This is a genomic window from Rhodobacter sp. CZR27 (assembly GCF_002407205.1).
Lineage (GTDB): Bacteria > Pseudomonadota > Alphaproteobacteria > Rhodobacterales > Rhodobacteraceae > Cereibacter_A.
The window spans coordinates 2,184,040-2,207,782 of the sequence record NZ_CP023548.1; the positions used below are offsets into that span (position 1 = coordinate 2,184,040).

Sequence of the window (23,743 nt, forward strand, 5' to 3'; positions counted from 1 at the left end):
CGCGGGGCCGTTGCCCCACGCGTTGTTCCGTTCCGTCATGCGCAGGCCCCCGCGAAGCGCCAGAGGTTCGGCGCGCTCACCCGGCCCACCGCGGTCGGATCGAACCGCCCGCCCTGTCCCGCACAGGCGGCCTCAGCCGCCCGCTTCGCCGCCGCCCCGTCGCTGTAGTGCAGCGGCGGATCGAGCCGCCGCACATCGACCGAAAGGCCCGCCACCGGCTGCGCACCATCCGCCGTGAGGCGCTCACCCGTGGGGCCCGCGCGCAACTCGGTCAGGAAGCGCTGACCCTCGACCGTCACTTCCGACGCACCGGGGATCGCGCGACCGGCGACCGGCGCCTGCGAGGCGCAGGCCGACAGCGCCCCCATCACCATGATGACCCCACTGGCGCGCAAGGGTTCACTCCGCTGCCATGGCGCCCATGCGCCCCGTCTTCTTCGCCTTGATGCGGTCCTCGATCTCTTCGCGGTAGTGCCGGATCAGGCCCTGGATCGGCCAGGCCGCCGCGTCGCCAAGCGCGCAGATGGTGTGGCCCTCGACCTGCTTCGTCACCGAGAGCAGCATGTCGATCTCCTCGACCTCGGCCTCGCCGCGCACCAGCCGCTCCATCACGCGCATCATCCAGCCGGTGCCTTCGCGGCAGGGCGTGCACTGGCCGCAGCTTTCGTGCTTGAAGAACTTGGCCAGCCGCCAGACCGCTTTGATGACATCGGTCTGCTGGTCCATCACGATCATGCAGGCGGTCCCGAAGCTCGACTTCAGGTCGCGCATGCCGTCATAGTCCATCACGGCGTCCTCGCACTGGTTCGCCGGGATGATCGGGCAGGACGCCCCGCCGGGGATCACCGCCTTGAGGTTCTTCCAGCCGCCACGGACGCCGCCGCCGTGCTTCTCGATCAGCTCCTTCATCGAGATCGACATCGACTCTTCCACCACGCAGGGCGTGTTCACATGCCCCGACATGGCAAACAGCTTGACCCCGGTGTTGTTCGGCCGCCCGAACGAAGCGAACCATTCGCCGCCCCGCCGCAGGATCGACGGGATCACCGCGATCGACTCGACGTTGTTCACCGTGGTCGGGCAACCGTAGAGCCCCGATCCGGCCGGGAACGGCGGCTTCATCCGCGGCATCCCCTTCTTGCCCTCAAGGCTTTCGAGCAGCGCGGTTTCCTCGCCGCAGATGTAGGCGCCCGCCCCGTGGTGCAGGTAGACGTCGAAATCATAGCCCGACTTGCAGGCGTTCTTGCCGATCAGGCCTGCGTCATAGGCCTCGTCGATGGCGGCCTGCAGGGCTTCCTTCTCGCGGATGTATTCGCCGCGGATGTAGATGTAGGCGGCGGCCGCGCCCATCGCGAAGCCCGACAGCAGCGCGCCCTCGACCAGCGTGTGCGGGTCGTGGCGCATGATCTCGCGGTCCTTGCAGGTCGCGGGCTCGGATTCGTCGGCGTTGATGACGAGGTAGGACGGGCGGCCGTCCGACTGCTTGGGCATGAAGGACCACTTGAGGCCCGTGGGGAAGCCAGCGCCGCCCCGCCCGCGCAGACCGGAGGTCTTGACGATGTCGATGATCCGGTCGCGCCCGAGGGCCAGAAGGTTGGCCGTCCCGTCCCACTGCCCGCGGGCCATCGCGCCCTTCAGGCTGCGGTCGTGCATCCCGTAGAGGTTGGTGAAGATCCGGTCCTGGTCCTTCAGCATCGCGTCGTCCTCATTTCCCCTGGCGCCTTCGCCAGATCCGCCAGGTTGTCACCAGCGCCCAAGTGAACCCGGCGAGCGCCGCCAGGTCAAAGAGGATGGCGATGCGGGTGTCCCACCCGAGCCGCCCTCCCAGGATCTGCGCCCCGATCCAGAGGAGCCCCGTTCCCGCCAGCACAAGGGCGGCCTGTCGGGCAGCCCTTGCATCGTCGGGGCGGCTCGCCATCAGCCTTCCGGCTTCGACGGATCGGAGACCTGCGCCCCCGGCTCGGCCACCGCCGTGCCGCCGGGAGCGGTGCCTGCCTTCTCAGGCCGCCCTGCCGTGTCGGCCGTGGACTCCTGAATGCTGACGCCGGTCTTGTCGACCGGATGGCCAGCCCCCGGCGTCGGCTCCTTCGCCGAACCCGTGGCCTCGGCCACCGCCGCCGGACGGCCGAGCCACGGCGTCAGGATCGGCACCTCGGTGCCGTCGATCCGCTTCACCGTCTCGCCGATGTCCACCGCCAGCTGCACTGAGGCGTTGAGCCGCTCGGTCGCCTCGCCGCCCTCGGTGAGGCTGGTCAGCCCCGTCCGCGGCTCGGAAGAGAACCGCCCGATCTGCGAGCCCGGCCGCGGCACCTCGCCGGACGAGAAGCGGTCGATCAGCGCCGAAAGCGTTTCGACGGTGAGGTCCTCGTAATAGTCCTTGCCGATCTGGGCCATCGGGGCGTTCGCGCAGGCGCCGAGGCACTCGACCTCCTCCCACGAGAACTTGCCGTCCGCCGACAGGGTGTGCGGGCGCGGAGAGATCTTCTCCTTGCAGACCCGGATCAGGTCCTCGGCGCCGCAGATCAGGCACGAGGTCGTGCCGCAGATCTGGATGTTCGCCACCGAGCCGACAGGTTGCAGCTGGAACATGAAGTAGAAGGTCGCCACTTCCAGCGCGCGGATGTGGGCCATGCCCAGCATGTCGGCCACGTATTCGATCGCCGGCTTGGTCAGCCAGCCCTCCTGCTCCTGCGCGCGCCACAGCAGCGGGATGATCGCGGAAGCCTGCCGGCCCTCGGGGTACTTGGTGATCTGGGCCCGCGCCCATTCGAGGTTCGCCGGCGTGAAGGCGAAGCTGGCAGGCTGGTCGTGATGCAGGCGGCGAAGCATTAGCGGTCGATCTCCCCGAACACGACGTCGAGCGTTCCGATGATGGCGGACACATCCGCCAGCAGGTGGCCCTTGGCGAGGTAGTCCATGGCTTGCAGGTGAAGGAACCCCGGCGCGCGGATCTTGGCGCGATAGGGCCGGTTGGTGCCGTCGGCGACGAGATAGACGCCGAACTCGCCCTTGGGCGCCTCGACGGCGGCATAGACCTCGCCGGCCGGCACGTGGAAGCCCTCGGTATAGAGCTTGAAGTGATGGATCAGCGCCTCCATCGAGGTCTTCATCTCGGCGCGCGGCGGCGGCGTGATCTTGCCGCGGGCGAGGATGTCGCCCTTCTCCACCCGGAGCTTCTCGATGCACTGGCGGATGATCTTGGTGGACTGCCGCATCTCCTCCATCCGGCAGAGGTAGCGGTCGAAGCAGTCGCCGTTCTTGCCCACCGGGATCTGGAAGTCGAACTCGTCATAGCACTCGTAGGGCTGCGAGCGCCGCAGGTCCCAGGCGAGGCCCGAGCCGCGCACCATCACGCCCGAGAAGCCCCAGTCGAGGATGTCCTGCTCGGACACCACGCCGATGTCGGCGTTGCGCTGCTTGAAGATGCGGTTCTCGGTCAAGAGCCCGTCGATGTCGTCGAGCACCTTCGGGAAATGGTCGGCCCATTCCTCGATGTCGTCGATAAGCCGCGGCGTCAGGTCCTGGTGCACGCCGCCCGGCCGGAAGTAGGCGGCGTGGAGCCGCGCCCCCGAGGCGCGCTCGTAGAACACCATCAGCTTCTCGCGTTCCTCGAAGCCCCAGAGGGGCGGGGTCAGCGCGCCCACGTCCATCGCCTGCGTGGTGACGTTGAGCAGGTGGTTCAGCACCCGGCCGATCTCGGAGTAGAGCACCCGGATGAGGCTCGCCCGCCGTGGGACCTGCACCCCGGTCAGCTTCTCGATCGCGAGGCACCAGGCATGTTCCTGGTTCATCGGCGCCACATAGTCGAGGCGGTCGAAATACGGCAGGTTCTGCAGGTAGGTCCGGCTTTCCATCAGCTTCTCGGTCCCGCGGTGCAGCAGGCCGATATGCGGGTCGCAGCGTTCCACGACCTCGCCGTCCAGCTCCAGCACCAGCCGAAGAACACCATGCGCGGCAGGGTGTTGCGGGCCGAAGTTGATGTTGAAGTTGCGGATCTTCTGTTCGCCGGTCAGCACGTCGTCGTATCTGGTGTCCATCATCGTGTCCCCGTCACGTCCGTGCCTTGTCGTCACCCGGAAGAATGTAGTCCGCACCCTCCCACGGCGAGAGGAAATCGAACTGCCGGTATTCCTGCACCAGCTTCACCGGTTCGTAGATGACGCGCTTCTGCACCTCGTCATAGCGGACCTCGGTGTAGCCGGTCGTCGGGAAGTCCTTGCGCATCGGATGGCCGCGGAAGCCGTAGTCGGTCAGGATGCGGCGCAGGTCGGGATGGCCGGTGAAGAGGATGCCGAACATGTCGAACACCTCGCGCTCGAACCAGTTGGCCGAAGGGTGGACGGTATGGATCGAGGCCAGGGTCTCGTCCTCACGCACCTGCATCTTCAGGCGGATGCGCTGGTTCTGGTACATCGACAGGAAGTGGTAGACCACGTCGAAGCGCGCCGGGCGCTCGGGGTGGTCGACCGCGGTGATGTCGACGAGGGTGGAAAAGCGGCAGGAGCTGTCCGAGCGCAGCCATTCCACGAGGCCGACGATGCGGTTCGGCACCACGTCGAGCGTCAGTTCGCCGAAGGCGATCCGGCTGCCGAGCACGGCATCGGGCTGGCGCATCTCGACATGCGCGGCCAGTTCCTGAAGGGCTTCCGACATGGGGCTCTCCTCAGCGCGTGATGGTGCCGGTGCGGCGGATCTTCCGCTGCAACTGCAGGATGCCGTAGAGCAGCGCCTCGGCCGTGGGCGGGCAACCCGGCACATAGATGTCCACCGGCACGATCCGGTCGCAGCCGCGCACCACCGAGTAGCTGTAGTGGTAGTAGCCGCCGCCATTGGCGCAGGAGCCCATCGAGATCACGTAGCGCGGCTCGGGCATCTGGTCGTAGACCTTGCGCAGCGCGGGCGCCATCTTGTTGGTCAGCGTGCCCGCCACGATCATCACGTCCGACTGGCGCGGGCTTGCGCGCGGCGCCACGCCGAAGCGTTCCACGTCATAGCGCGGCATCGAGGTGTGCATCATCTCGACCGCGCAGCAGGCAAGCCCGAAGGTCATCCAGTGCAGCGAGCCGGTGCGGGCCCAGTTGATCAGGTCCTCGGTCGTGGTGAGCAGGAAGCCCTTGTCCTGAAGCTCGCGGTTGAGGTTCTGCGTGTCGTAGTCGCGATCCACGCCCGCGGTGTTCGCCCCGGTCATTGCCATTCGAGCGCCCCCTTCTTCCATTCATAGGCAAAGCCCACCGTCAGCACGGCGAGGAACAGCATCATCGACCAGAAGGCGGTCATCGAGATCTCGCCGAACGCCACCGCCCAGGGGAAGAGGAAGGCCACCTCGAGGTCGAAGATGATGAACAGGATCGAGACGAGGTAGAACCGCACCTCGAACTTCATCCGGGCGTCGTCGAAGGCGTTGAAGCCGCATTCATAGGCCGAGACCTTCTCGGGGTCGGGCCGGCGCACCGCCACGATCACCGCCGACAGCATCAGCAGAAGCCCGAGGGCCCCCGCCAGCACCGTCAGGATGACAATGGGAAGAAACTCTCGGAGAAGATCATCCATGGGCGGCTCCTTCGGCTGGCGGCTTCCCCTGGATCGGGGGTGCTAGCAGTCACGTGCTGACGCTTCGTTTACTCTGCACCCCGGTCCGGGTCAACCGAGGGTCGCGACAAAACACCGCGACCCCGATGTGCCTTATCCCATTGGTATGCAATGGTGAACCGAAATTTTTCTTATGCAACAATGCGTCGCATACCCGGACCAGCCCGGCGGCCGGGGCCGACTCAGTCGGGCCGGGCCCAGGCGGCGGGGCGGCGGGCGAAAAAGGCCTCCACTCCCGCGCGGGCCTCCTCGCTTTCCCAGCGGCGGACGAGGGCCGCGATGCTGGCCTCGATCACCCCGTCGTCGATGGCCGGGCCGAAGCGGCGCAGCAGGGCCTTCGCCTCGGCCACGGCACCGGGCGCGCAGGCGAGATAGGGCGCGACTTCGGCCTCGACGGCGGCGTCGAGATCCTCGGGCGCCACCACCTCGGCAAGGAAGCCCAGGCGCAGCGCCTCGGCGGCGCCGAACAGCCGCGCCGAGAAGAACACCCGCCGCGCCATGGCCTCGCCCACGCGGGCGGCGACATAGGGGCCAATGGTCGCGGGGATCAGGCCGAGGCGGGTCTCGGTCAGCCCGAAGCGCGCGCCGGCCGCGGCGATGGCGGTGTCGCAGACCGAGATCAGCCCCATGCCGCCGCCGAAGGCCTGCCCCTGCACCCGACCGATCAGCGGCTTGGGCAGCTCGTTCAGCGCGCGAAGCATGTGGGCGAGCTTGCGCGCCTCCCTCGCGCGGGTCGCCCCGTCCGCAGCCATCTGCTCGCGCATCCAGCCAAGGTCGCCACCGGCGCAGAAGCTCTCGCCTTCGGCGGCCAGCACGACCACGCGCACGGCGGGATCGGCCCCCAGCCGGGCCGCGGCCGCCCTCAGCTCCTCGATCATCCGGGCCGACATGGCGTTGTGCTTTTCCGCACGGTTCAGCGTCAGCCGCGCGACGCCGCGCGCGTCCATCCCGATCCCGATTGTCTCGAACATCCGTTCCCCTCCTGCAGCGGGCTGCCGGCGCCGGCGCCCGCGAAAATCGCGTCAGCCGGCGCGAAGCCGGCGGGCAAGCGCCGCGGCCTCGGCCAGCCTGTCGGGATCAAGTCCGGTCTCGAACCCCTTGGCCGCGAGATGGGCGGCCACCTTCTCGGTGGCGACGTTACCCGCGGCGCCCGGCGCATAGGGGCAGCCGCCCAGCCCGCCCACCGCCGCATCCACCACCCGAAGCCCGCGCGCCAGCGCCGCGTCGATCACCTCCAGCGCCCGGCCGGCGGTATCGTGGCAATGGGCGGCCAGCCGGTCCGCGGGCAGTTCGTCCAGCACGGCGGCCAGCATGGCGTCGAAGCCCTCCGCCGTCGCCCGCCCCACCGTGTCGCCCAGCGAGATCTCGGCGCAGCCCAGATCCCGCAGCGCCGCCGCGACCCCTGCGACGGAAGCGGGCGGCGTCGGCCCGTCGAAGGGGCATTCCACCACCATCGAGACATAGCCGCGCAATCGCGTGCCGTCCTGCCGGGCGGCCTCGGCGATGGGGGCGAGCCGCTCGAGGCTCGCGGCCACCGAGCAGTTGAGGTTCGCCTTCGAGAAGCCTTCCGAGGCCGAGACGAACACGGCCACCTCATCGGCCCCGGCGGCTACGGCGGCCCGGTAGCCCTTCAGGTTCGGGGCGAGGGCCGCATAGGAGACACCGGGCCGCCGGGTGATCCCGGCCAGCACCTCGGCGCCGTCGGACATCTGCGGAACCCATTTCGGGCTGACGAAGCTCGCGACCTCGATGCGGCGGAACCCGGTCTGCGACAGCAGGTCGACCAGCGCGATCTTCGCCGCCGTGGGGATCGGGCGCGGCTCGTTCTGCAGGCCGTCGCGAGGGCCGACCTCGAAGATCTCGACGAACTCAGCCATCGGCCTCCTCCAGCCGCACCAGAGCGGCGCCGGCCTCGACCTGCGCGCCGGCCTCGACGAGCACTTCAGCCACGATGCCGTCACGGGTGGCGCTCAGGACGTGCTCCATCTTCATCGCCTCGATCACGGCGAGGCGGTCGCCCTTCTCCACCCGTTCCCCGGCCCGCACCGCCACCTCGCGCACAAGGCCCGGCATCGGCGAGAGCGTGAGGCCGCCCTGCCCGCCCTCTTCGCCGCCCCGGTCGAAGGGATCGGGAATGGAAAAGCTGACGGTGCCCGTGCGGGCGAAGACATGCACCGCCTCGCCCAGCCGCAGGACGCGGCCCGGGTGCGTGCCATCGACCTCCCAGCCTTCCGGTTTCAGCCGGGCGGCGAGCGTGGCGCCCCCGAGTTCCACCCGCGCGACGCCGGGCCGCTCCACCGCGATCACCGCCGCGATCTCCTCGGCCCCCAGCCGCAGCCGGGCGTGCCGCCGCAGCGGCGCCCAGAGCGCGAAGCCCTGGAGCGGCGTGGCCTCGCAGCCCAGCGTCGCCGTCAGCAGCGCCGCGGCCGTGATGGCGGGCGAGACCGGCGGAGGGTCGGTGAGCAGGGCGATGTCGCGGCCGATGAGACCAGTATCCACCTCGCCCGCCGCGAAGCCCGGATGCCGCGCGAGGCGGCCGAGGAACGCGAGGTTCGTCACCGTCCCCGCCACCTCGGTCTCCTCGAGCGCCCGGGCAAGCTGGTTCAGCGCGCTGGCCCGCGACGGCCCGTAGGCCACGAGCTTCGCGATCATCGGGTCGTACCAAGGGCTGATCCGGTCGCCGGTGCGCACGCCGGTATCGGCGCGGATGCCATCCGCGAAGCGCAGATGGTCGAGCCGCCCGGTCGCGGGAAGGAAGCCCGCGGGCACGTCCTCGGCGTAAAGCCGCGCCTCGAAGGCATGACCGCGCAGCGGGATCTTATCCTGCGCCAGCGGCAGCGGCTCGCCCGAGGCGACGCGAAGCTGCCATTCCACAAGGTCGATGCCGGTGATCGCCTCGGTCACGGGATGCTCGACCTGCAGGCGGGTGTTCATCTCCATGAACCAGAAGCGGTCGGGCCGCAGCCCCTCCGATCCGTCCACGATAAATTCGACCGTTCCCGCGCCCCGGTAGCCGATGGCGCGGGCGGCCCGCACCGCCGCCTCGCCCATGGCAGCGCGCATCTCGGGGGTCATGCCGGGCGCCGGCGCCTCCTCGATCACCTTCTGGTGCCGGCGCTGCAGCGAGCAGTCGCGTTCATAGAGATGGACGGCATCCCGGCCGTCGCCGAAGACCTGCACCTCGATGTGGCGGGGCGCCTCGACGTATTTCTCGATCAGGACGGCGTCGTTACCGAAAGCGGTCCGCGCCTCGGCCCGCGCCGAGGCCAGGGCGGCATCGAAATCCGCCGGGCCGTCGACGCGCCGCATGCCCTTCCCGCCGCCCCCGGCGACGGCCTTGATGAGCACCGGATAGCCCGCCTCGGCGGCCATGACGGCCAGATGCTCGGGTTCCTGATCCTCGCCATGATAGCCGGGAACCACGGGAACGCCCGCCTTGGCCATGAGCGCCTTGGCGGCATCCTTGAGGCCCATGGCACGGATTGCCGCCGCCGAGGGACCGATGAAGGTGAGGCCCGCGGCCTCGACCGCCTCGACGAAATCGGGGTTCTCGGAGAGGAATCCGTAGCCCGGATGGATGGCCTCGGCGCCGGTGGCCAGCGCCGCCTCGATAAGGCGGTCGCCGCGCAGGTAGCTGTCGGCGGGCTGCGGGCCGCCGATGCGGCGCGCCTCGTCGGCAAGCGCCACGTGCAGCGCGCCCTCGTCGGCATCCGAGAACACGGCCACGGTGGCGACGCCCAGCCTTCGCGCGGTGGCGATGACGCGGCAGGCGATCTCGCCGCGGTTGGCGATCAGGATCTTGCGGAACATCGCGACCTCACATCCGGAAAAGGCCGAAGCGCGTCGGCTCGATAGGGGCGTTCAGCGCGGCCGACAGCGACAGCGCCAGGACCTCGCGGCTTTTGCGGGGGTCGACGATGCCATCGTCCCAGAGCCGGGCCGAGGCATAGAGCGGGTGGCTCTGCCGGTCGAACATCTCGATGGTCGGGCGCTTGAAGGCGGCCTCGTCCTCGGCCGACCAGCTGTTACCCGCGCGCTCGATCGCGTCGCGGCGGACGGTGGCCAGCACGCCTGCCGCCTGCTCGCCGCCCATCACCGAGATGCGGGAATTGGGCCAGGTCCAGAGGAAGCGGGGGCTGTAGGCCCGCCCCGCCATGCCGTAGTTGCCGGCGCCGAAGCTGCCGCCGACCAGCATGGTGATCTTGGGGACCGAGGTCGTGGCCACTGCCGTCACCATCTTGGCGCCGTGGCGGGCGATGCCCTCGTTCTCGTATTTCCTCCCCACCATGAAACCGGTGATGTTCTGCAGGAACACGAGCGGGATCGACCGCTGCGAACATAGCTCGATGAAATGCGCGCCCTTGATCGCGGCTTCCGAGAACAGCACGCCGTTGTTCGCGACGATGCCGACCGGGCAGCCCATCAGATGGGCGAACCCCGTGACCAGCGTCTCGCCGAAGCGCGGCTTGAACTCGTCGAAGCGCGAGCCGTCGACCAGCCGCGCGATCAGCTCGCGGATGTCCCAGGGGGTGCGCAGGTCGGCAGGCACCAGCCCGAGGATCTCCTCGGGGTCATGCGCCGGATCCTCGGGCACGGCCCAGGCGACGGTCTGCGGACGCTGGCGGTTCAGCTGGCCCAGCGCGCGGCGGGCCAGCGCAAGGGCATGGGCGTCATCCTCCGCCAGATAGTCCGCCACGCCCGAGAGGCGGGTGTGGACGTCGCCGCCGCCCAGATCCTCGGCCGAGACGACCTCTCCGGTGGCAGCCTTCACGAGGGGCGGACCGGCGAGGAAGATCGTGCCCTGATTCCGCACGATGATCGTGACGTCGGACATGGCGGGCACATAGGCGCCCCCGGCGGTGCAGGAACCCATCACCACCGCGATCTGCGGAATGCCCGCCGCGCTCATCTGCGCCTGATTGTAGAAGATGCGGCCGAAATGGTCGCGGTCGGGAAAGACCTCGTCCTGGTTCGGCAGGTTCGCGCCGCCGGAATCGACCAGATAGACGCAAGGCAGGCGGCATTCGGCGGCGATTTCCTGCGCGCGCAGGTGCTTCTTCACCGTCATCGGATAGTAGGTGCCGCCCTTCACGGTGGCGTCGTTGCAGACGACCATCACCTCCTGCCCGTGCACCCGGCCGATACCGGCGATCACGCCCGCGGCCGGCGCCGCGCCGTCATACATGCCATGCGCCGCGAAGGCGCCGATCTCAAGGAAGGGAGAGCCGGGATCCAGAAGCCCCGCCACCCGCTCGCGCGGGGGCAGCTTGCCGCGGGCCGCATGGCGGGCCTGCGCCGCGGCGCCGCCGCCCGCCGCGGCAAGGGCTGCGGCCTCGGCCATCTCGGCGATCAGGCCGAGGTGACGCTCGCGGTTCCGGCGGAAGCTCTCGGACGAGGGAAGGACGTGTGACGCGAGTTTCATGCCGGATCCGTCAGGCAAAGGTTGCGGATGTGTGGCCTGCGCGCCTGCGGCGCGCACAGCCGGAGATCATATTGATGCAGGTCAAGGAAAACGTCCCGCCTTGGCTCAAGGGTCGGCCACGGTAACTCCAAGGTATGCAGATGCACACGATGATTCCCGCGGCCTTCGCCGCAAGCCTCGCCCTCCTCGTCGCCGCGCCGGTGGCTGCCCAGTCGGCCGGGGACATGACCTTCGGCCTCGGCATCGGCAGCGTGATGCCGAAGTCCGACAACGGCACGCTGGCCGGTCTGGACGCCGAGGTGGATGACGACATCCGCCCGACGATCACCTTCGAGTATTTCATCCGCGACAATCTGGGGATCGAGATCCTCGCGGCGACGCCGTTCAAGCATGACGTGAGCCTCGACGGTCTGGGCGAAGTGGCCAGCGTCGAGCACCTGCCGCCGACGCTGTCGCTGCAGTATCACTTCCCGACCGGCAGCGCCTTCCAGCCGTTCCTCGGCGCCGGCATCACCTATGTCACCTTCTTCAGCGAGGAATCCGACCTCGGCGACATCGAGCTGGACGACAGCTGGGGCGTGTCGGTCCATGCGGGCTTCGACTACGCGGTCAGCGAGACCGGCGCGATCCGGACCGACATCCGCTGGATGGACGTCGACAGCGACGTGACGCTGGACGGCGTGGACATCGGCACCGCCGAGATCGACCCGCTGGTGGTGGGCGTCTCCTACATCTGGAAATTCTGACCCTCCGGCCGGCCCGAGTCCTCCGGGCCGGCCCGTCCCGCGGGCGGCAGCCATCCTGCCCGCGGGATCAAGCCCCGGCACCGGCATCAGCCGGCCGCCATCAGTTCGCGTCCGATCAGCATCCGCCGGATCTCGGACGTTCCCGCGCCGATCTCCATCAGCTTCGCGTCACGGAACAGCCGACTCACCACAGAATCGTTCAGGTAGCCCGCGCCCCCCAGCGCCTGCACCGCCTGATGCGCCTGCACCATCGCCTGCTCTGACGCGTAGAGCACGCAGCCCGCCGCATCCGCCCGCGTCACACGGCCCCGGTCGCAGGCCTTGGCCACCTCGTAGACATAGGCGCGCGAGGTGTTCAGCGCGACATACATGTCGGCGATCTTGCCCTGCATCAGCTGGAAGTTCCCGATCGGCTGGCCGAACTGCTGGCGGCTCTGGCAATAGGGCAGCACCTCGTCTAGGCAGGCCGCCATGATGCCGGTGCCGATCCCCGACAGCACCACGCGCTCGTAATCGAGGCCGGACATCAGCACGCGCACCCCGCGCCCCTCCTCGCCCAGCACGTTCTCGAACGGGACCTCGCAGTTGTCGAAGATCAGCTCGCCGGTGTTCGAGCCGCGCATGCCGACCTTGTCGAAATGCGGGCTGGTCGAGAAGCCCGCCATCCCGCGCTCGATCAGGAAGGCGGTGATGCCCTTGGCGCCCGCTTCGGGGTCGGTCTTGGCATAGACCACCAGCACGTCCGCATCCGGGGCGTTGGTGATCCAGTATTTCGTGCCGTTGAGCAGGTAATGGTCGTTCCGCCTCTCGGCCTTCAGCTTCATCGACACCACGTCCGAGCCCGCCCCCGCCTCGGACATCGCAAGCGCGCCCACATGCTCGCCCGAGACCAGCTTCGGCAGGTAGCGCGCCTTCTGCGCGGCGCTGCCGTTCAGCCGGATCTGGTTCACGCACAGGTTCGAATGGGCACCATAGGACAGCGAGACCGAGGCAGAGGCCCGGGCGATCTCCTCGACCGCGATGGTGTGGGCCAGATAGCCCATGTCCGAGCCGCCGAACTCCTCGGGCACGGTGATGCCCAGCAGGCCAAGCTCGCCCATCTCGCGCCACAGCTCGGCCGGAAAGACATTCTCGCGGTCGATGCGGGCGGCCAGCGGCTTCACCCGCTCCTGCGCCCAGGCGTGGACGGTCTCGCGAAGCGCGGCGATCTCGTCGCCGAGGTCGAAGGTCATCGAGGCGTGGAACATGCGGCGAGCCCTTTATTGAACGTTTGTTCATTTCTTGCCGAATGGCCCGAGTCGCGTCAAGTGCGGCGTGAGGCGACCTGTCGCGGCGGGCGGATCTGCGCCATGCTGGGGGAAAACAGGAGGTGCGCATGAAGGCAGTCTGGTTCGCGCTGGCCCTTGCGGCGGCGCCGGCATCGGCGGAGGTGGTGGGACAGGTGGGCGTCGACTGGGTCGGCAACGACATCCTGATCGAGGCGATCCCCGATCCCGAGGTGCAGGGCGTCACCTGTCACATCGCCTATTTCGACCGCTCGATCATCGACCGGTTGCAGCAGGGCAACTGGTTCGAGGACCCGTCGAACGCCTCGATCGCCTGCCGGCAGACCGGTCCCGTGACCGTCGGCGACATCGACCGCAGCGAGGAGGGCGAGGAGATCTTCAAGGCCAGCCGCTCGCTGGTGCTGAAATCGCTGCGCGTCACCCGGATCTACGACGAGGCGAACGACACGCTGATCTACCTCGCCCATGCCCGCGAACTGAGCGAAGGTTCCGCCAAGATGTCGCTGTCGACCGTGCCGCTCTGGCAGGCGCGGAAATAGGCGGCTCAGCCGATCAGGCGGGCGGCAAGCTCGGGCAGGTGATCGAAATGATCCAGCAGCGCCTCGGGGGAAAGGCGCGCCACCCCGCGCCCCTCGGGCCCGAAGGTCACGAGGGCCACCGGCACGCCCGCGGCCCGCGCGGTCTCGCGGTCCGTCGCGGTGTCACCTACCAGCATCGAGCGGGCAAGGCTGCCGCCCGCCCGCTCGACCGAGGCACGATAGGGCGCGGGATCGGGCTTCCTGACCGGCAGCGTATCGGCGCCGATCATCGCGTCGAACAGGTGCCGGATCTCCATCAGGCCCAGCAGCGTCTCGGCCAGCCCCTCGGGCTTGTTGGTGCAGATCGCCGTGGCATAGCCTTCGGCGCGCAACCGCTCCACCGCCTCGCGTGCGCCGGGATAGAGCGTCGTGTGGACGTGGATCGCACTGCGATAGTTGTCCAGCAGGACGGGATAGTGCAGGTCGATGTCGGCCTCGGACCAGCCGTTCCCCAGCCTCTCGAACCCAAGCCGCAGCATCGCGCGCCCGCCGTGAAAGGCGGTCAGCGCATCCTTCAGCGGATCGAGCGGCTCGCCCTGTCCCAGCGCCCGGAAGCAGGCATTCGCCGAGGCGATCAGGTCGGCGCTCGTATCCGCCAGCGTGCCGTCCAGATCGAAGACCACCGTGCGCATCGCGCCCCCTGTAACAGCCGGTAAGACAGTGTGAGACCGCAAGCCTTGCGGTATGGCTGAACCCCGTTAAAACGGGCGCACCGCAAAGGAAAGGGTGCGCATGAGCCAAGTGTCCGTTTCGCTGATCGTGCTGGCCGCCGGGCAAGGCACGCGGATGAACTCCGACCTGCCGAAGGTGCTGCATCCGCTGGGCGCCGCGCCCATGCTTCACCACGCGCTGCGCGCGGGCCAGTCGCTGGAGCCCGAGCGTGTGGTGGTCGTCGCCGGCCACGGCGCCGAGGCGGTGGCGAGGGCCGCCCGCGCCTTCGACGAGACGGTGGATGTGGTGGTGCAGGCCGAGCAACTGGGCACCGCCCATGCGGTCGCGCAGGCCGCGCCGCTGCTGGCGGATGAGCCCGGCGAGGCCGTGGTGCTTTACGGCGACACGCCCTTCATCCGCCCCGAGACGCTCCAGCGGATGCTGGCCGCCCGCGAAAGCCACGAGGTGGTGATCCTTGGCTTCGAGGCGAAGGATCCCGGCCGCTACGGGCGCCTTGTCACGCGCGGCGACGAGCTGGAACGCATCGTGGAATGGAAGGATGCGACAGATCAGGAGCGCGCCATAACTCTTTGCAATTCAGGCGTGATCTGCGCGGAGACCGCGCTTCTGTTCGGGCTGGTGGCCGAAGTCGGGAACGAGAATGCCTCGGGCGAATACTACCTGACCGACGTGGTGGCGCTGGCGCGCGAGCGGGGACTGTCCGCCGGCGTGGTGATCTGCGACGAGGCCGAAACGCTGGGCGTGAATACCCGCGCGCAACTGGCTGATGCCGAGGCGGAATTCCAGCGCCGCGCCCGCGCCGCCGCGCTTGCCGACGGGGTCACCCTGACCGCGCCTGAGACGGTGTTCTTCGCGCTCGACACCTTCATCGGGCGCGACACGATCGTCGGGCCGAACGTGGTCTTCGGGCCCGGTGTCACGGTGGAATCCGGCGCCGAGATCCGCGCCTTCTGCCATCTCGAAGGCTGCCACATCTCGCGCGGGGCGACGGTCGGGCCCTTCGCCCGCCTGCGCCCCGGCGCGGAACTGGCCGAGGATGTCCATGTCGGCAACTTCGTCGAGATCAAGAACTCGGTTCTGGATGAGGGCGTCAAGGTCGGCCACCTCACCTATCTCGGCGATGCCCACGTCGGCGAGCATACGAACATCGGCGCCGGCACCGTCACCTGCAACTACGACGGCGTCTCGAAGCACCGGACCGAGATCGGGCCGCGCGCCTTCATCGGCTCGGACACCATGCTGGTCGCGCCGGTGACGGTCGGCGCCAACGCCATGACCGCCTCAGGCTCGGTCATCACCGAGGACGTGCCGGCCGAGGCGCTGGCGGTGGGCCGTGCCCGGCAGGTGAACAAGCCGGGCCTCGCCGCCCGGATGATGGACATGTTCCGCGCCGCAAAGGCCGCGAAGAAGGGAACGAACTGATGTGCGGCATCGTCGGAGTTCTTGGCAACCATGAGGTCGGCCCCATCCTTGTCGAGGCGCTGAAGCGGCTGGAATACCGCGGCTACGACTCGGCGGGCATCGCCACCGTGAACAACGGAAAGCTCGACCGGCGCCGCGCGGTGGGCAAGCTCGCGAACCTCTCGGACCTGCTGGTGCACGATCCGCTGCCGGGCAAGATCGGCATCGGCCACACCCGGTGGGCCACCCACGGGGCGGCGACGATCACGAACGCGCATCCCCACCTCGCCGGTCCGGTCGCCGTGGTCCACAACGGCATCATCGAGAACTTCCGCGAACTTCGCGCCGAACTTGCCGAAGCGGGATTTGCGCCCGAGACGCAGACCGACACGGAAACCGTGGCGCTGCTGACCCGGATGCACATGAGCCGCGGCCTCAGCCCGCGCGAGGCGGCGGCCGAGACGCTGGCCCGGCTCAAGGGCGCCTTCGCGCTCTGCTTCCTGTTCGAGGGCGAGGATGACCTGCTGATCGCCGCCCGCCGCGGATCGCCGCTGGCCATCGGGCATGGCGACGGCGAGATGTTCGTGGGCTCGGACGCGATCGCGCTGGCGCCGATGACCGATGCGATCACCTATCTCGAGGAAGGCGACTGGGCGGTGGTCACCCGTGACGGCGCCGAGATCTTCGACAGCCACGGCCGCCGGGTGAACCGCGCCACCGCGCGGATCCAGATCAGCGCCACGCGCATCGAGAAGGCCGGCTACAAGCACTTCATGGCCAAGGAAATCGCCGAGCAGCCGGTCGTGCTGGCCGATGCCCTGCGCCACTATGTGCAGGACGGCCGGATCAACCTTCCGGGCGTGGATTTCTCGGCGGTGGACCGGGTGACGCTGGTGGCCTGCGGCACGGCCTCCTATGCCTGCCATGTCGCGAAATACTGGTTCGAGCAGATCGCGGGCCTGCCCGCCGACGTCGATATCGCGTCCGAGTTCCGCTATCGCGAGCCGGTGCTGTCGCCCCGGTCGTGGTCGATCTTCGTCAGCCAGTCGGGTGAAACCGCCGACACGCTGGCCGCGCTGCGCCATGTCGCCGACCATGTGGCGCGGACGGTTGCGGTGGTGAACGTGCCCACCTCCTCCATCGCGCGCGAGTCGAACCTCGCGCTGCCGATCCTTGCGGGGGTCGAGGTCGGCGTCGCCTCGACCAAGGCCTTCACCTGCCAGCTGACCGTGCTGGTCCTGCTGGCGCTGAAGGCCGCGATGGATCGCGGGCGGCTGGATGCCGAGGGGCTGGCGCAGCGTCTGGATGCGCTTGCGACCCTGCCGGGACTGATGAACCATGCCCTCGGCCTCGCGGACGAGATCCATGCCCTTGCGGGAGAACTGGCCGAGGCGCAGGACATCCTGTTCCTGGGGCGTGGGCCGATGTATCCGCTGGCCCTCGAAGGCGCGCTGAAGCTCAAGGAAATCAGCTACATCCACGCGGAAGGTTACGCATCGGGCGAACTGAAGCACGGGCCCATCGCGCTGATCGACAACCGGGTGCCGGTGATCGTGATGGCGCCGCGCGACGCGCTTTTCGACAAGACCGTGTCCAACATGCAGGAGGTGATGGCGCGGCAGGGCAAGGTCCTGCTGATCTCGGACGCGCAGGGCATCGAGGAGGCCGGCGCCGGCTGCTGGAGGACGCTCGCCCTGCCGCATGTGGCCGATTTCCTCGCGCCCATCCTCTATGCGGTGCCGGCGCAGCTGCTGGCCTATCACACCGCCATCGCCAAGGGCACCGACGTGGACCAGCCGCGCAACCTCGCCAAGTCGGTGACGGTGGAATGACACCCGAAGCGGCGCTCGAGGCGCTTCGCGCGGCCGCGGTGCCGGGCAAGGCCGACGAGATGCGGGCCTATCACAAGGTCGACCGGCCCTATCTGGGCGTGGCAAATCCCGACATCGACCTGATGGCGCGCGAGTGGCGGCAGACGCTGCCGCTCGACGCTCGCCTGACGCTCGCCTCTGGCCTGTGGGGCACCAACATCCACGAGGCGCGGATTGCCGCCGCCAAGCTGCTGACGCAGGCGCGCATCCGCCCGGATGACGAGCCCGCGTGGCAGCTGATCCAGGGCTGGGTGCCGGACTTCGACGCCTGGGCCATCGCCGATCATGCCTGCATCGCCGCGCAGAAGCGGCTTGCGGCCGATCCTGCCCGGCTGGATCAGGTCGAGGGCTGGACGCAGAGCCCGCTGATGTGGGCGCGCCGGGCGGCGCTGGTGGCGACGCTGCACCTGACCCGGCTCACCCATCCGAAGCCCGACGAGATCGCGGCGCGCGAGCGCGTGCTGGCCTGGGCCGAGCGCTATCTCGGCGATCCCGACTGGTTCATCCAGAAGGCCGTCGGCTGGTGGTTGCGCGACCTGTCGAAGCATGACCCCGACCGCACGCGCGCGTTTCTGGCCGCGCATGGCGACCGGATGAAGCCCTTTGCCCGGCGCGAGGCGGCCCGGCACCTGGCCTGACGCGGATCAGCCGCCGTAGACGGTCACCTCGGGCAGGTCGGTCAGTGCGAAGCCGAGCGCGCGGAAGGCCGGCAACGAGAGTTGAGCCGCACCCTCGCCCGGCTTCAGCGTCACGGCGACCGATCTGCCGCCCGCCGCCTCGACCCGCCCCGGCTGCTCGGACCGCACCAGCGACGACCGCAGCCAGAAGCCGGGCTCGGCCGGCGCGCCGAGCGCCGCCGTCACCCGCCCGAGCATCGCGCCCGCCGGTGCCGGGGCCAGCGCGGCCTGGCGCTCGCCCGGTGTGGTCCGGTCCAGTTGGCCGGGATCAAGCCCCTGCGCCCCCGGCATCGGCCGGGCCGGCGGAGGCGCGGCCACGGGCTCGCGCGCGGGATTGCAGGCCGCGGCCAGCAGGGCAACAAGGGCAAGACAGGCGGGCGCTTTCATGCCTACGACGATAGTCGGGATCGAGATCAGGTCAACTGCCCGATCTGGCGCTTGTGGACAGGTTGTCGCAGGCTTACCTTGAACACATGACGGCGCCCCTCATCGATCCCTTCGCCCGCGCGATTTCCTACCTGCGCGTGTCGGTCACCGACCGATGCGACTTCCGCTGCACCTATTGCATGTCAGAGCACATGACCTTCCTGCCGAAGGCCGAGCTTCTGACGCTGGAGGAACTGGACAGGCTCTGCTCGGCCTTCATCCGTCTGGGGGTCGAGAAGCTGCGCGTGACGGGCGGCGAGCCGCTGGTGCGGCGCGGGATCATGACCTTCTTCCGCGCCATGTCGCGCCACCTGCAGAGCGGCGCGCTGAAGGAGTTGACGCTGACCACCAACGGCTCGCAATTGGCGAAATATGCCGGAGAGCTGGCAGATTGCGGCGTGCGGCGGGTGAATGTCTCGCTCGACACGCTCGACCCGGCGAAGTTCGCCGAGGTGACGCGCTGGGGCCGGCTGCCGCAGGTGATGGAGGGGATCCGGGCGGCGAAGGCCGCGGGGCTGAAGGTCAAGATCAACGCCGTCGCGCTGAAGGGCTTCAACGAGGACGAACTGTTCCGGCTGGCAGACTGGTGCGCCGCCGAGGAGCAGGACCTGACCTTCATCGAGGTCATGCCGATGGGCGACATGGGCAACGACTACCGGATCGACCAGTACTGGCCGCTGAAGGACCTGCGCGCGCGTCTGGCAGAGCGCTTCACCCTGATCGACCTGACCGACCGGACGGGCGGGCCCGCGCGCTATGTCCGGCTGGCCGAGACCGGCCAGCGCATCGGCTTCATCACCCCCCTCACCCACAATTTCTGCGAAAGCTGCAACCGCGTGCGGCTGACCTGCACCGGAGAGCTTTACATGTGCCTCGGGCAGGAGGACCGCGCCGACCTGCGCAAGCCGCTGCGCACTTCGGCCGATGACGCGCAGCTCGAGGTGGCGATCCGCGAGGCGATCACCCGCAAGCCCAAGGGCCACGACTTCGACTACTCGCGCCAGACCGTCGCCGGGCAGATGCCGAGGCACATGAGCCACACCGGCGGCTGATCAGAGCGAGGGTCCGAGGATGATCTCGGACCCGTCCGTGAAGCGCGAGAGCCGGAAGCGCGTCAGGTCGTGGCCGATCGTGCCTCCCGTCACCAGATCCGCCACCACCCGCCCGACACCGGGGCCGATGCCGAAGCCGTGGCCGCTCATCCCCGTCGCGATCGTCAGGCCCGGGATCGACGGCGCGCGGTCGATCACCGGCACCACATCCGGCATGGTGTCGATCATCCCGGCCCAGGTGGCCTGAACCTTCGGCCGGCCGAGATCGGGGAAGGCGCGGGCGAAAGCCGTCTGCGCACGGGCCAGCGTGGCGAGGTTCGGCTGCGGGTTCAGCATGCGGACCCTTTCAAACGGGGTCGGCATGGAGGCGGACCAGGTGCGCGGCGTGTTCCACGCATCCGGATAGTCGCGTGGCGCGGCCCAATGGTAATGGGTATTCAGGAAATCCTTCTTCACCGCCCGGCGATACTTCAGCGCGTGGCGGAAGGCGTCGGGGCCGATGAAGAAATCATGCTCTGATCCGCCGGCGATGGTATAGCCGCCACTGTCGTTGCGTCGGATCGCAAAGTCGTCGTCGGCTGCGGCGCCGGGAAAGATCTCGGGCATCGGCTCGGTCCGGGCGACCGAGGCCAGCACCGAGAGCTGCGGCAGGTTCACCCCATAGGCGCGGGCAAAGAGCGAGGACCAGGCCCCGCCGGCCAGCACCACATCGGAACAGGCGATCCGGCCGCGCTCGGTCACCACGCCCGCGACGCGGCCGGCGGCGATGTCGAGGGCCCGGACCGCGCAATCCTCGACCAGCGTCACGCCGCGCTCGGCCGCCGCCAGCGACAGCGCAGGCACCGCGAGCCAGGGCTCGGCCTGCCCGTCCGACGGCGTGAAGAGCCCGCCGAGCCAGTGATCCGCGGCTGCGCCCAGCTTGTCTCCCAGATCCCGCCGCCCGAGCAGCCGCGTGTCGAGGCCGTGCTCCTGCGCGTGGGGAAGCCACGCGTCATAGGCGGCCAGCGACTCCTCGCGGTTCGCAAGATAAAGCACGCCGGCCTGCCGGAAGCCGAAGGGGTTGCGCAGGCTTTGGGACAGGCCGCGCCAGAGGCGCAGGCTTTCCACCATGATCGGCAGTTCCGCCGGATCGCGGCCCTGCTGGCGGATCCAGCCCCAGTTGCGGCTGGATTGCTCGCCCGCGATCCGGCCCTTCTCGCAGAGCGTGACGCTGAGGCCCCGCTCGGCCAGATACCAGGCGCTCATCACGCCGATCACGCCGCCGCCGATCACCACCACGTCGCAGGTGGCGGGCCGCGGCCCGATGAAGCGCGCCGGCACCGCCATCGAGATGGGGAAATGCATCATGCCGCCAGATCCCGGACGAGGCGCTGCATGAACGACCAGCCGGCCTCGAATTCCGAGACCTCCAGATATTCGTCGGGCTGATGCGCCTGGGCGATGTCGCCCGGCCCGCAGACCACGGCCGAGTAGCCCGCCGCCTGGAACTGGCCGGCCTCGGTGCCGTAGCTGACCACCGCCTCGCCGTTGTCACCTGTCAACCGGCGCGCCAGGGCCTCGGCGGCGCCCTGCGGCTCGGGTCGCAGCGGCGGATAGGCGAAGAGCCGGCCGAGTTCGATTGCCGCCTCGGGCCGGATCGCCTTCAGTTCCACTTCCAACGCGCGGGCCTCGGCCTCGAAGGCCGCCGCCCAGTCCTCGACCGTCTCGCCGGGCACCGCGCGGAAGCCCACGTCGAAACGGCAGGAGCCTGCGGTGATGTTGCCTGCTGTCCCGCCCGAGATCGTGCCGACATGAACCGAGGTCCAGGGCGGATCGAACAGTGCCGCCAGCGGCGTGGGTGTGGCCGCCGCGCTTTCGGCATTCTTCCGGTTCGCCCAGTCGATCAGCCGCGCCGCCGCCATGACCGCATTGACCCCGCGGTGCAGGATCGAGGAATGCACCTCGACGCCCTTCACCCGGCAGAGATAGCCGCCGCCGCCCTTGTGGCCCGTGACCACCCGCATCCGCGAAGGCTCGCCCACGATCACGGCCGCGGCCTTGGGCAGGCGGCGCGCCATCTCCTCGATCATCGCCGGCGCGCCGAGGCAGCCGACCTCCTCGTCATAGGACAGTGCAAGCTGAAGCGGGCGTTTCACCCCCTGCTCCTGCGCCAGCGCCATGGCGGCCAGCGCGAGCGCGTCGAACCCCTTCATGTCGCAGGTGCCGCGGCCATAGAGCCGGCCGTCGCGCTCGGTCACCGTCCAGGGGTCTGAGGTCCAGTCCTGCCCCTCCACCGGCACGACATCGGTGTGCCCCGAGAGCACCACGCCGCCCGGCGTCTCCGGACCCACATGGGCATAGAGCGAAGCCTTGGTGCGCTCCTCGTTCCAGACCCGGTGGGCGGTGATGCCGCAGTCGTTCAGGAACTCCTCGACCCAGTCGACCAGCGGCAGGTTCGTCTCGCGGCTCACGGTCGGGAAGGCCACCAGACGCTCGAGGATCTGGCGCGGCGTGAGCGGGCTGGGCATTTTCTTCTCCTGCTGGGGCAGCAGAGCGTGGGGCCGCGACGGGACAAGGTCAAGCCCCGCCGCCCGATGCAGCGCGCGGCCGACGCGGGGCGGATCAGGGCATGGGGCGGATCAGTGCATCTTGCGCTGGATGCGGCGCAGCGCCAGCCAGACCAGCAACACCGTGACCGGCGTCAGCAGCGCGGTGGCAAGGCCCTTCGAGATGCCCAGCAGGTCCGCCAGGGGATAGACCGCATAGGACAGCAGGCTCACCGCATAATAGCTGATGGCGACCACCGACAGCCCCTCGACCGTGCGCTGCAGGCGCAGCTGCAGGTCTGCGCGGCGGTCCATGCTTTCCAGCAGCTTCTGGTTCTGGGCCGAACGCTCCACGTCCACCCGGGTGCGCAGAAGCTCCGCCGCCCTCTGCGCGCGTTCGGCCATCGAGCGCAGGCGCGCCTCGGCGGATTTCACCGTGCGCATGGCCGGATCATAGCGGCGCGCCATGAATTCGGCGAAGGTCTGGCGGCCGCTGATCCGCTCCTCGCGCAGGGCGGAGATCCGGTCGTTCACGATGGCCTCATAGGCCCATGTCGCGCCAAAGCGGAAGGTGAACTGCACCGCGAGGCTTTCCAACTCGGCGTTGATCTTCAGCAACTCGTGCAGCGCCTCGTCCGGCGAATGCTCGATCTCGTCCAGCCCCGAGACCAGCGCCGAAAGCTTGGGGTCGAGGCGGTTCAGGTGCACCGTCAGCGTGCGCGCCCGCATGAGGCCGAGCATCGAGGTCGCCCGGTAGGTCTCGATCTCGCAGAGGCGCGTGACGATGCGGCCGATGCGGCGGGCGCCGGTGCCGGGCTTGACGAAGATCGCAAAGCGCATGTGCCCGGCCGGGTCGATGCGGAAATCGCCCGCCACCACCGCCGCGCCATCCACGATACGCGACACGGCAAGGCTCTCGGGCACGAACCACGACTCCAGCCGATCCAGCGCCTCGGCCTCGTCCTCGGGCATCTCCTCGATGCGGATCAGGAGCGAGACCAGCCGCCGGCCCGGAGCGTCCTCGATCCAGTCGTCGGGGAAGACCTCGGCCTTGGCAGGGTCGAACGGCCGCTCGTAGAGGCCGGGGACGAAGGCGGCATAGGTCACGAATTCGGTATGACTTTCCCAGCGCAGCTCGGCCCGGCCGATCGGCGCGCTGAACTGGGTGGCCTCCGGCGGCGGATGGGCCGCGCCGTTGCGGTCGAGGATCTCGAGCAGGTGGGCGCGGTCGCGGGCGCGGTCACGGTTGGCGGCATCGACCGGTTCCTTGAAGGCCATGAAGACGACATGGCAGGGCGCCTCGAGCGCGGGGAACGGGCGGGCATGCAGCTCGTTGGCGAGCGCGTAGCGCATGGGGTGGTCGGCGACGGGGGGCATGACGGGCTCCGGCTGGTCAGGCGCGAAGGTAGGCGCGCGGAGGCCCGTGCGGAAGGGGCGCCGTGGTCACGGGATGGCGATTTTGCGGAAAGATGCCGTGAGGTTGCACCGCCCCGGAAAG

At 69.2% G+C, this 23,743-nt stretch carries 24 protein-coding genes; 6 read left to right on the forward strand and 18 right to left on the reverse strand.

Annotated features, from left to right (window positions below; translation table 11 throughout):
* Window positions 1-35 precede the first annotated feature (35 nt).
* The 12 genes from CK951_RS10645 to CK951_RS10700 all read right to left on the reverse strand — a co-directional run bounded on the left by CK951_RS10645 (window position 36) and on the right by CK951_RS10700 (window position 11,011).
* Window positions 36-395 (reverse strand): hypothetical protein, encoded by a 360-nt coding sequence (locus tag CK951_RS10645; RefSeq protein WP_096786127.1) that lies wholly within the window; start codon window positions 393-395, stop codon window positions 36-38.
* 4 nt (window positions 396-399) lie between these two features.
* The gene (nuoF, locus tag CK951_RS10650) at window positions 400-1,695 is read right to left on the reverse strand and encodes an NADH-quinone oxidoreductase subunit NuoF (RefSeq protein ID WP_096786128.1); all 1,296 of its coding nucleotides are present in this window, start codon (window positions 1,693-1,695) and stop codon (window positions 400-402) included.
* Between the two features lie 10 nt (window positions 1,696-1,705).
* A complete protein-coding gene (locus CK951_RS10655; RefSeq protein ID WP_096786129.1) occupies window positions 1,706-1,918 on the reverse strand; it encodes a DUF5337 domain-containing protein in 213 nt (70 codons plus the stop codon).
* Window positions 1,918-2,829, reverse strand: a complete 912-nt coding sequence (gene nuoE / locus CK951_RS10660; RefSeq protein ID WP_096786130.1) for an NADH-quinone oxidoreductase subunit NuoE — start codon at window positions 2,827-2,829, stop codon at window positions 1,918-1,920. Before nuoE ends, CK951_RS10655 begins: the two co-directional genes overlap by 1 nt.
* Window positions 2,829-4,037 (reverse strand): NADH-quinone oxidoreductase subunit D, encoded by a 1,209-nt coding sequence (locus CK951_RS10665; RefSeq protein ID WP_198402449.1) that lies wholly within the window; start codon window positions 4,035-4,037, stop codon window positions 2,829-2,831. Before CK951_RS10665 ends, nuoE begins: the two co-directional genes overlap by 1 nt.
* A 13-nt stretch (window positions 4,038-4,050) precedes the next feature.
* Window positions 4,051-4,653 (reverse strand): NADH-quinone oxidoreductase subunit C, encoded by a 603-nt coding sequence (locus CK951_RS10670; protein ID WP_096786132.1) that lies wholly within the window; start codon window positions 4,651-4,653, stop codon window positions 4,051-4,053.
* Between the two features lie 10 nt (window positions 4,654-4,663).
* Entirely contained in the window at window positions 4,664-5,188 is a 525-nt protein-coding gene (locus tag CK951_RS10675) for an NADH-quinone oxidoreductase subunit B family protein (protein WP_198402450.1), read from the reverse strand.
* Window positions 5,185-5,550 (reverse strand): NADH-quinone oxidoreductase subunit A, encoded by a 366-nt coding sequence (locus CK951_RS10680; RefSeq protein WP_096786134.1) that lies wholly within the window; start codon window positions 5,548-5,550, stop codon window positions 5,185-5,187. The genes CK951_RS10675 and CK951_RS10680 overlap by 4 nt, the downstream gene beginning before the upstream one ends.
* A 221-nt stretch (window positions 5,551-5,771) precedes the next feature.
* Window positions 5,772-6,560, reverse strand: coding sequence for a crotonase/enoyl-CoA hydratase family protein (locus tag CK951_RS10685; RefSeq protein ID WP_096786135.1), 789 nt, complete (start codon window positions 6,558-6,560; stop codon window positions 5,772-5,774).
* Between the two features lie 51 nt (window positions 6,561-6,611).
* The gene (locus tag CK951_RS10690; protein ID WP_096786136.1) at window positions 6,612-7,466 is read right to left on the reverse strand and encodes a hydroxymethylglutaryl-CoA lyase; all 855 of its coding nucleotides are present in this window, start codon (window positions 7,464-7,466) and stop codon (window positions 6,612-6,614) included.
* On the reverse strand, window positions 7,459-9,399 hold the full coding sequence (locus tag CK951_RS10695) for a biotin carboxylase N-terminal domain-containing protein (protein WP_096786137.1): 1,941 nt from the start codon (window positions 9,397-9,399) through the stop codon (window positions 7,459-7,461). Before CK951_RS10695 ends, CK951_RS10690 begins: the two co-directional genes overlap by 8 nt.
* A gap of 7 nt (window positions 9,400-9,406) precedes the next feature.
* A complete protein-coding gene (locus CK951_RS10700; RefSeq protein ID WP_096786138.1) occupies window positions 9,407-11,011 on the reverse strand; it encodes a carboxyl transferase domain-containing protein in 1,605 nt (534 codons plus the stop codon).
* Window positions 11,012-11,151: 140 nt separating this feature from the next.
* Between CK951_RS10700 and CK951_RS10705 the strand changes: the two genes are divergently transcribed.
* On the forward strand, window positions 11,152-11,757 hold the full coding sequence (locus CK951_RS10705; protein WP_096787230.1) for an OmpW family protein: 606 nt from the start codon (window positions 11,152-11,154) through the stop codon (window positions 11,755-11,757).
* An 86-nt stretch (window positions 11,758-11,843) separates the two neighbouring features.
* On the opposite strand, the gene CK951_RS10710 is transcribed toward CK951_RS10705, so the two are convergent.
* Window positions 11,844-13,004, reverse strand: coding sequence for an isovaleryl-CoA dehydrogenase (locus CK951_RS10710; protein WP_096786139.1), 1,161 nt, complete (start codon window positions 13,002-13,004; stop codon window positions 11,844-11,846).
* Between the two features lie 128 nt (window positions 13,005-13,132).
* Between CK951_RS10710 and CK951_RS10715 the strand changes: the two genes are divergently transcribed.
* Complete coding sequence (locus tag CK951_RS10715; protein ID WP_096786140.1) at window positions 13,133-13,582, forward strand: CreA family protein; 450 nt, start codon at window positions 13,133-13,135, stop codon at window positions 13,580-13,582.
* A 5-nt stretch (window positions 13,583-13,587) separates the two neighbouring features.
* Here the strand turns inward: CK951_RS10715 and CK951_RS10720 are convergent, their stop codons facing one another.
* Entirely contained in the window at window positions 13,588-14,253 is a 666-nt protein-coding gene (locus CK951_RS10720; protein WP_096786141.1) for an HAD-IA family hydrolase, read from the reverse strand.
* 100 nt (window positions 14,254-14,353) lie between these two features.
* Here CK951_RS10720 and glmU point away from each other — a divergent pair, with 100 nt between their 5' ends.
* Genes glmU through CK951_RS10735 form a run of 3 tightly spaced genes read left to right on the forward strand, consistent with a single transcriptional unit; the run spans window position 14,354 to window position 18,203 of the window.
* Window positions 14,354-15,715 (forward strand): bifunctional UDP-N-acetylglucosamine diphosphorylase/glucosamine-1-phosphate N-acetyltransferase GlmU, encoded by a 1,362-nt coding sequence (glmU, locus tag CK951_RS10725; protein ID WP_096786142.1) that lies wholly within the window; start codon window positions 14,354-14,356, stop codon window positions 15,713-15,715.
* Complete coding sequence (gene glmS / locus CK951_RS10730) at window positions 15,715-17,526, forward strand: glutamine--fructose-6-phosphate transaminase (isomerizing) (protein ID WP_096786143.1); 1,812 nt, start codon at window positions 15,715-15,717, stop codon at window positions 17,524-17,526. Before glmU ends, glmS begins: the two co-directional genes overlap by 1 nt.
* Complete coding sequence (locus CK951_RS10735) at window positions 17,523-18,203, forward strand: DNA alkylation repair protein (RefSeq protein ID WP_096786144.1); 681 nt, start codon at window positions 17,523-17,525, stop codon at window positions 18,201-18,203. Before glmS ends, CK951_RS10735 begins: the two co-directional genes overlap by 4 nt.
* A gap of 6 nt (window positions 18,204-18,209) precedes the next feature.
* On the opposite strand, the gene CK951_RS10740 is transcribed toward CK951_RS10735, so the two are convergent.
* Entirely contained in the window at window positions 18,210-18,629 is a 420-nt protein-coding gene (locus tag CK951_RS10740; protein WP_096786145.1) for a hypothetical protein, read from the reverse strand.
* Between the two features lie 86 nt (window positions 18,630-18,715).
* Between CK951_RS10740 and moaA the strand changes: the two genes are divergently transcribed.
* Window positions 18,716-19,720 carry a GTP 3',8-cyclase MoaA gene (gene moaA / locus CK951_RS10745; RefSeq protein ID WP_096786146.1) on the forward strand — a complete coding sequence of 335 codons (1,005 nt, stop codon included), beginning with the start codon at window positions 18,716-18,718 and terminating at the stop codon, window positions 19,718-19,720.
* Here the strand turns inward: moaA and CK951_RS10750 are convergent, their stop codons facing one another.
* From CK951_RS10750 to CK951_RS10760, 3 genes are all read right to left on the reverse strand, one after another.
* Entirely contained in the window at window positions 19,721-21,064 is a 1,344-nt protein-coding gene (locus tag CK951_RS10750) for an FAD-binding oxidoreductase (protein WP_096787231.1), read from the reverse strand.
* Window positions 21,064-22,227, reverse strand: a complete 1,164-nt coding sequence (gene argE / locus CK951_RS10755; RefSeq protein ID WP_096786147.1) for an acetylornithine deacetylase — start codon at window positions 22,225-22,227, stop codon at window positions 21,064-21,066. Before argE ends, CK951_RS10750 begins: the two co-directional genes overlap by 1 nt.
* A 111-nt stretch (window positions 22,228-22,338) precedes the next feature.
* Window positions 22,339-23,622, reverse strand: a complete 1,284-nt coding sequence (locus CK951_RS10760; RefSeq protein ID WP_096786148.1) for a DUF3422 family protein — start codon at window positions 23,620-23,622, stop codon at window positions 22,339-22,341.
* Between the last annotated feature and the right edge of the window lie 121 nt (window positions 23,623-23,743).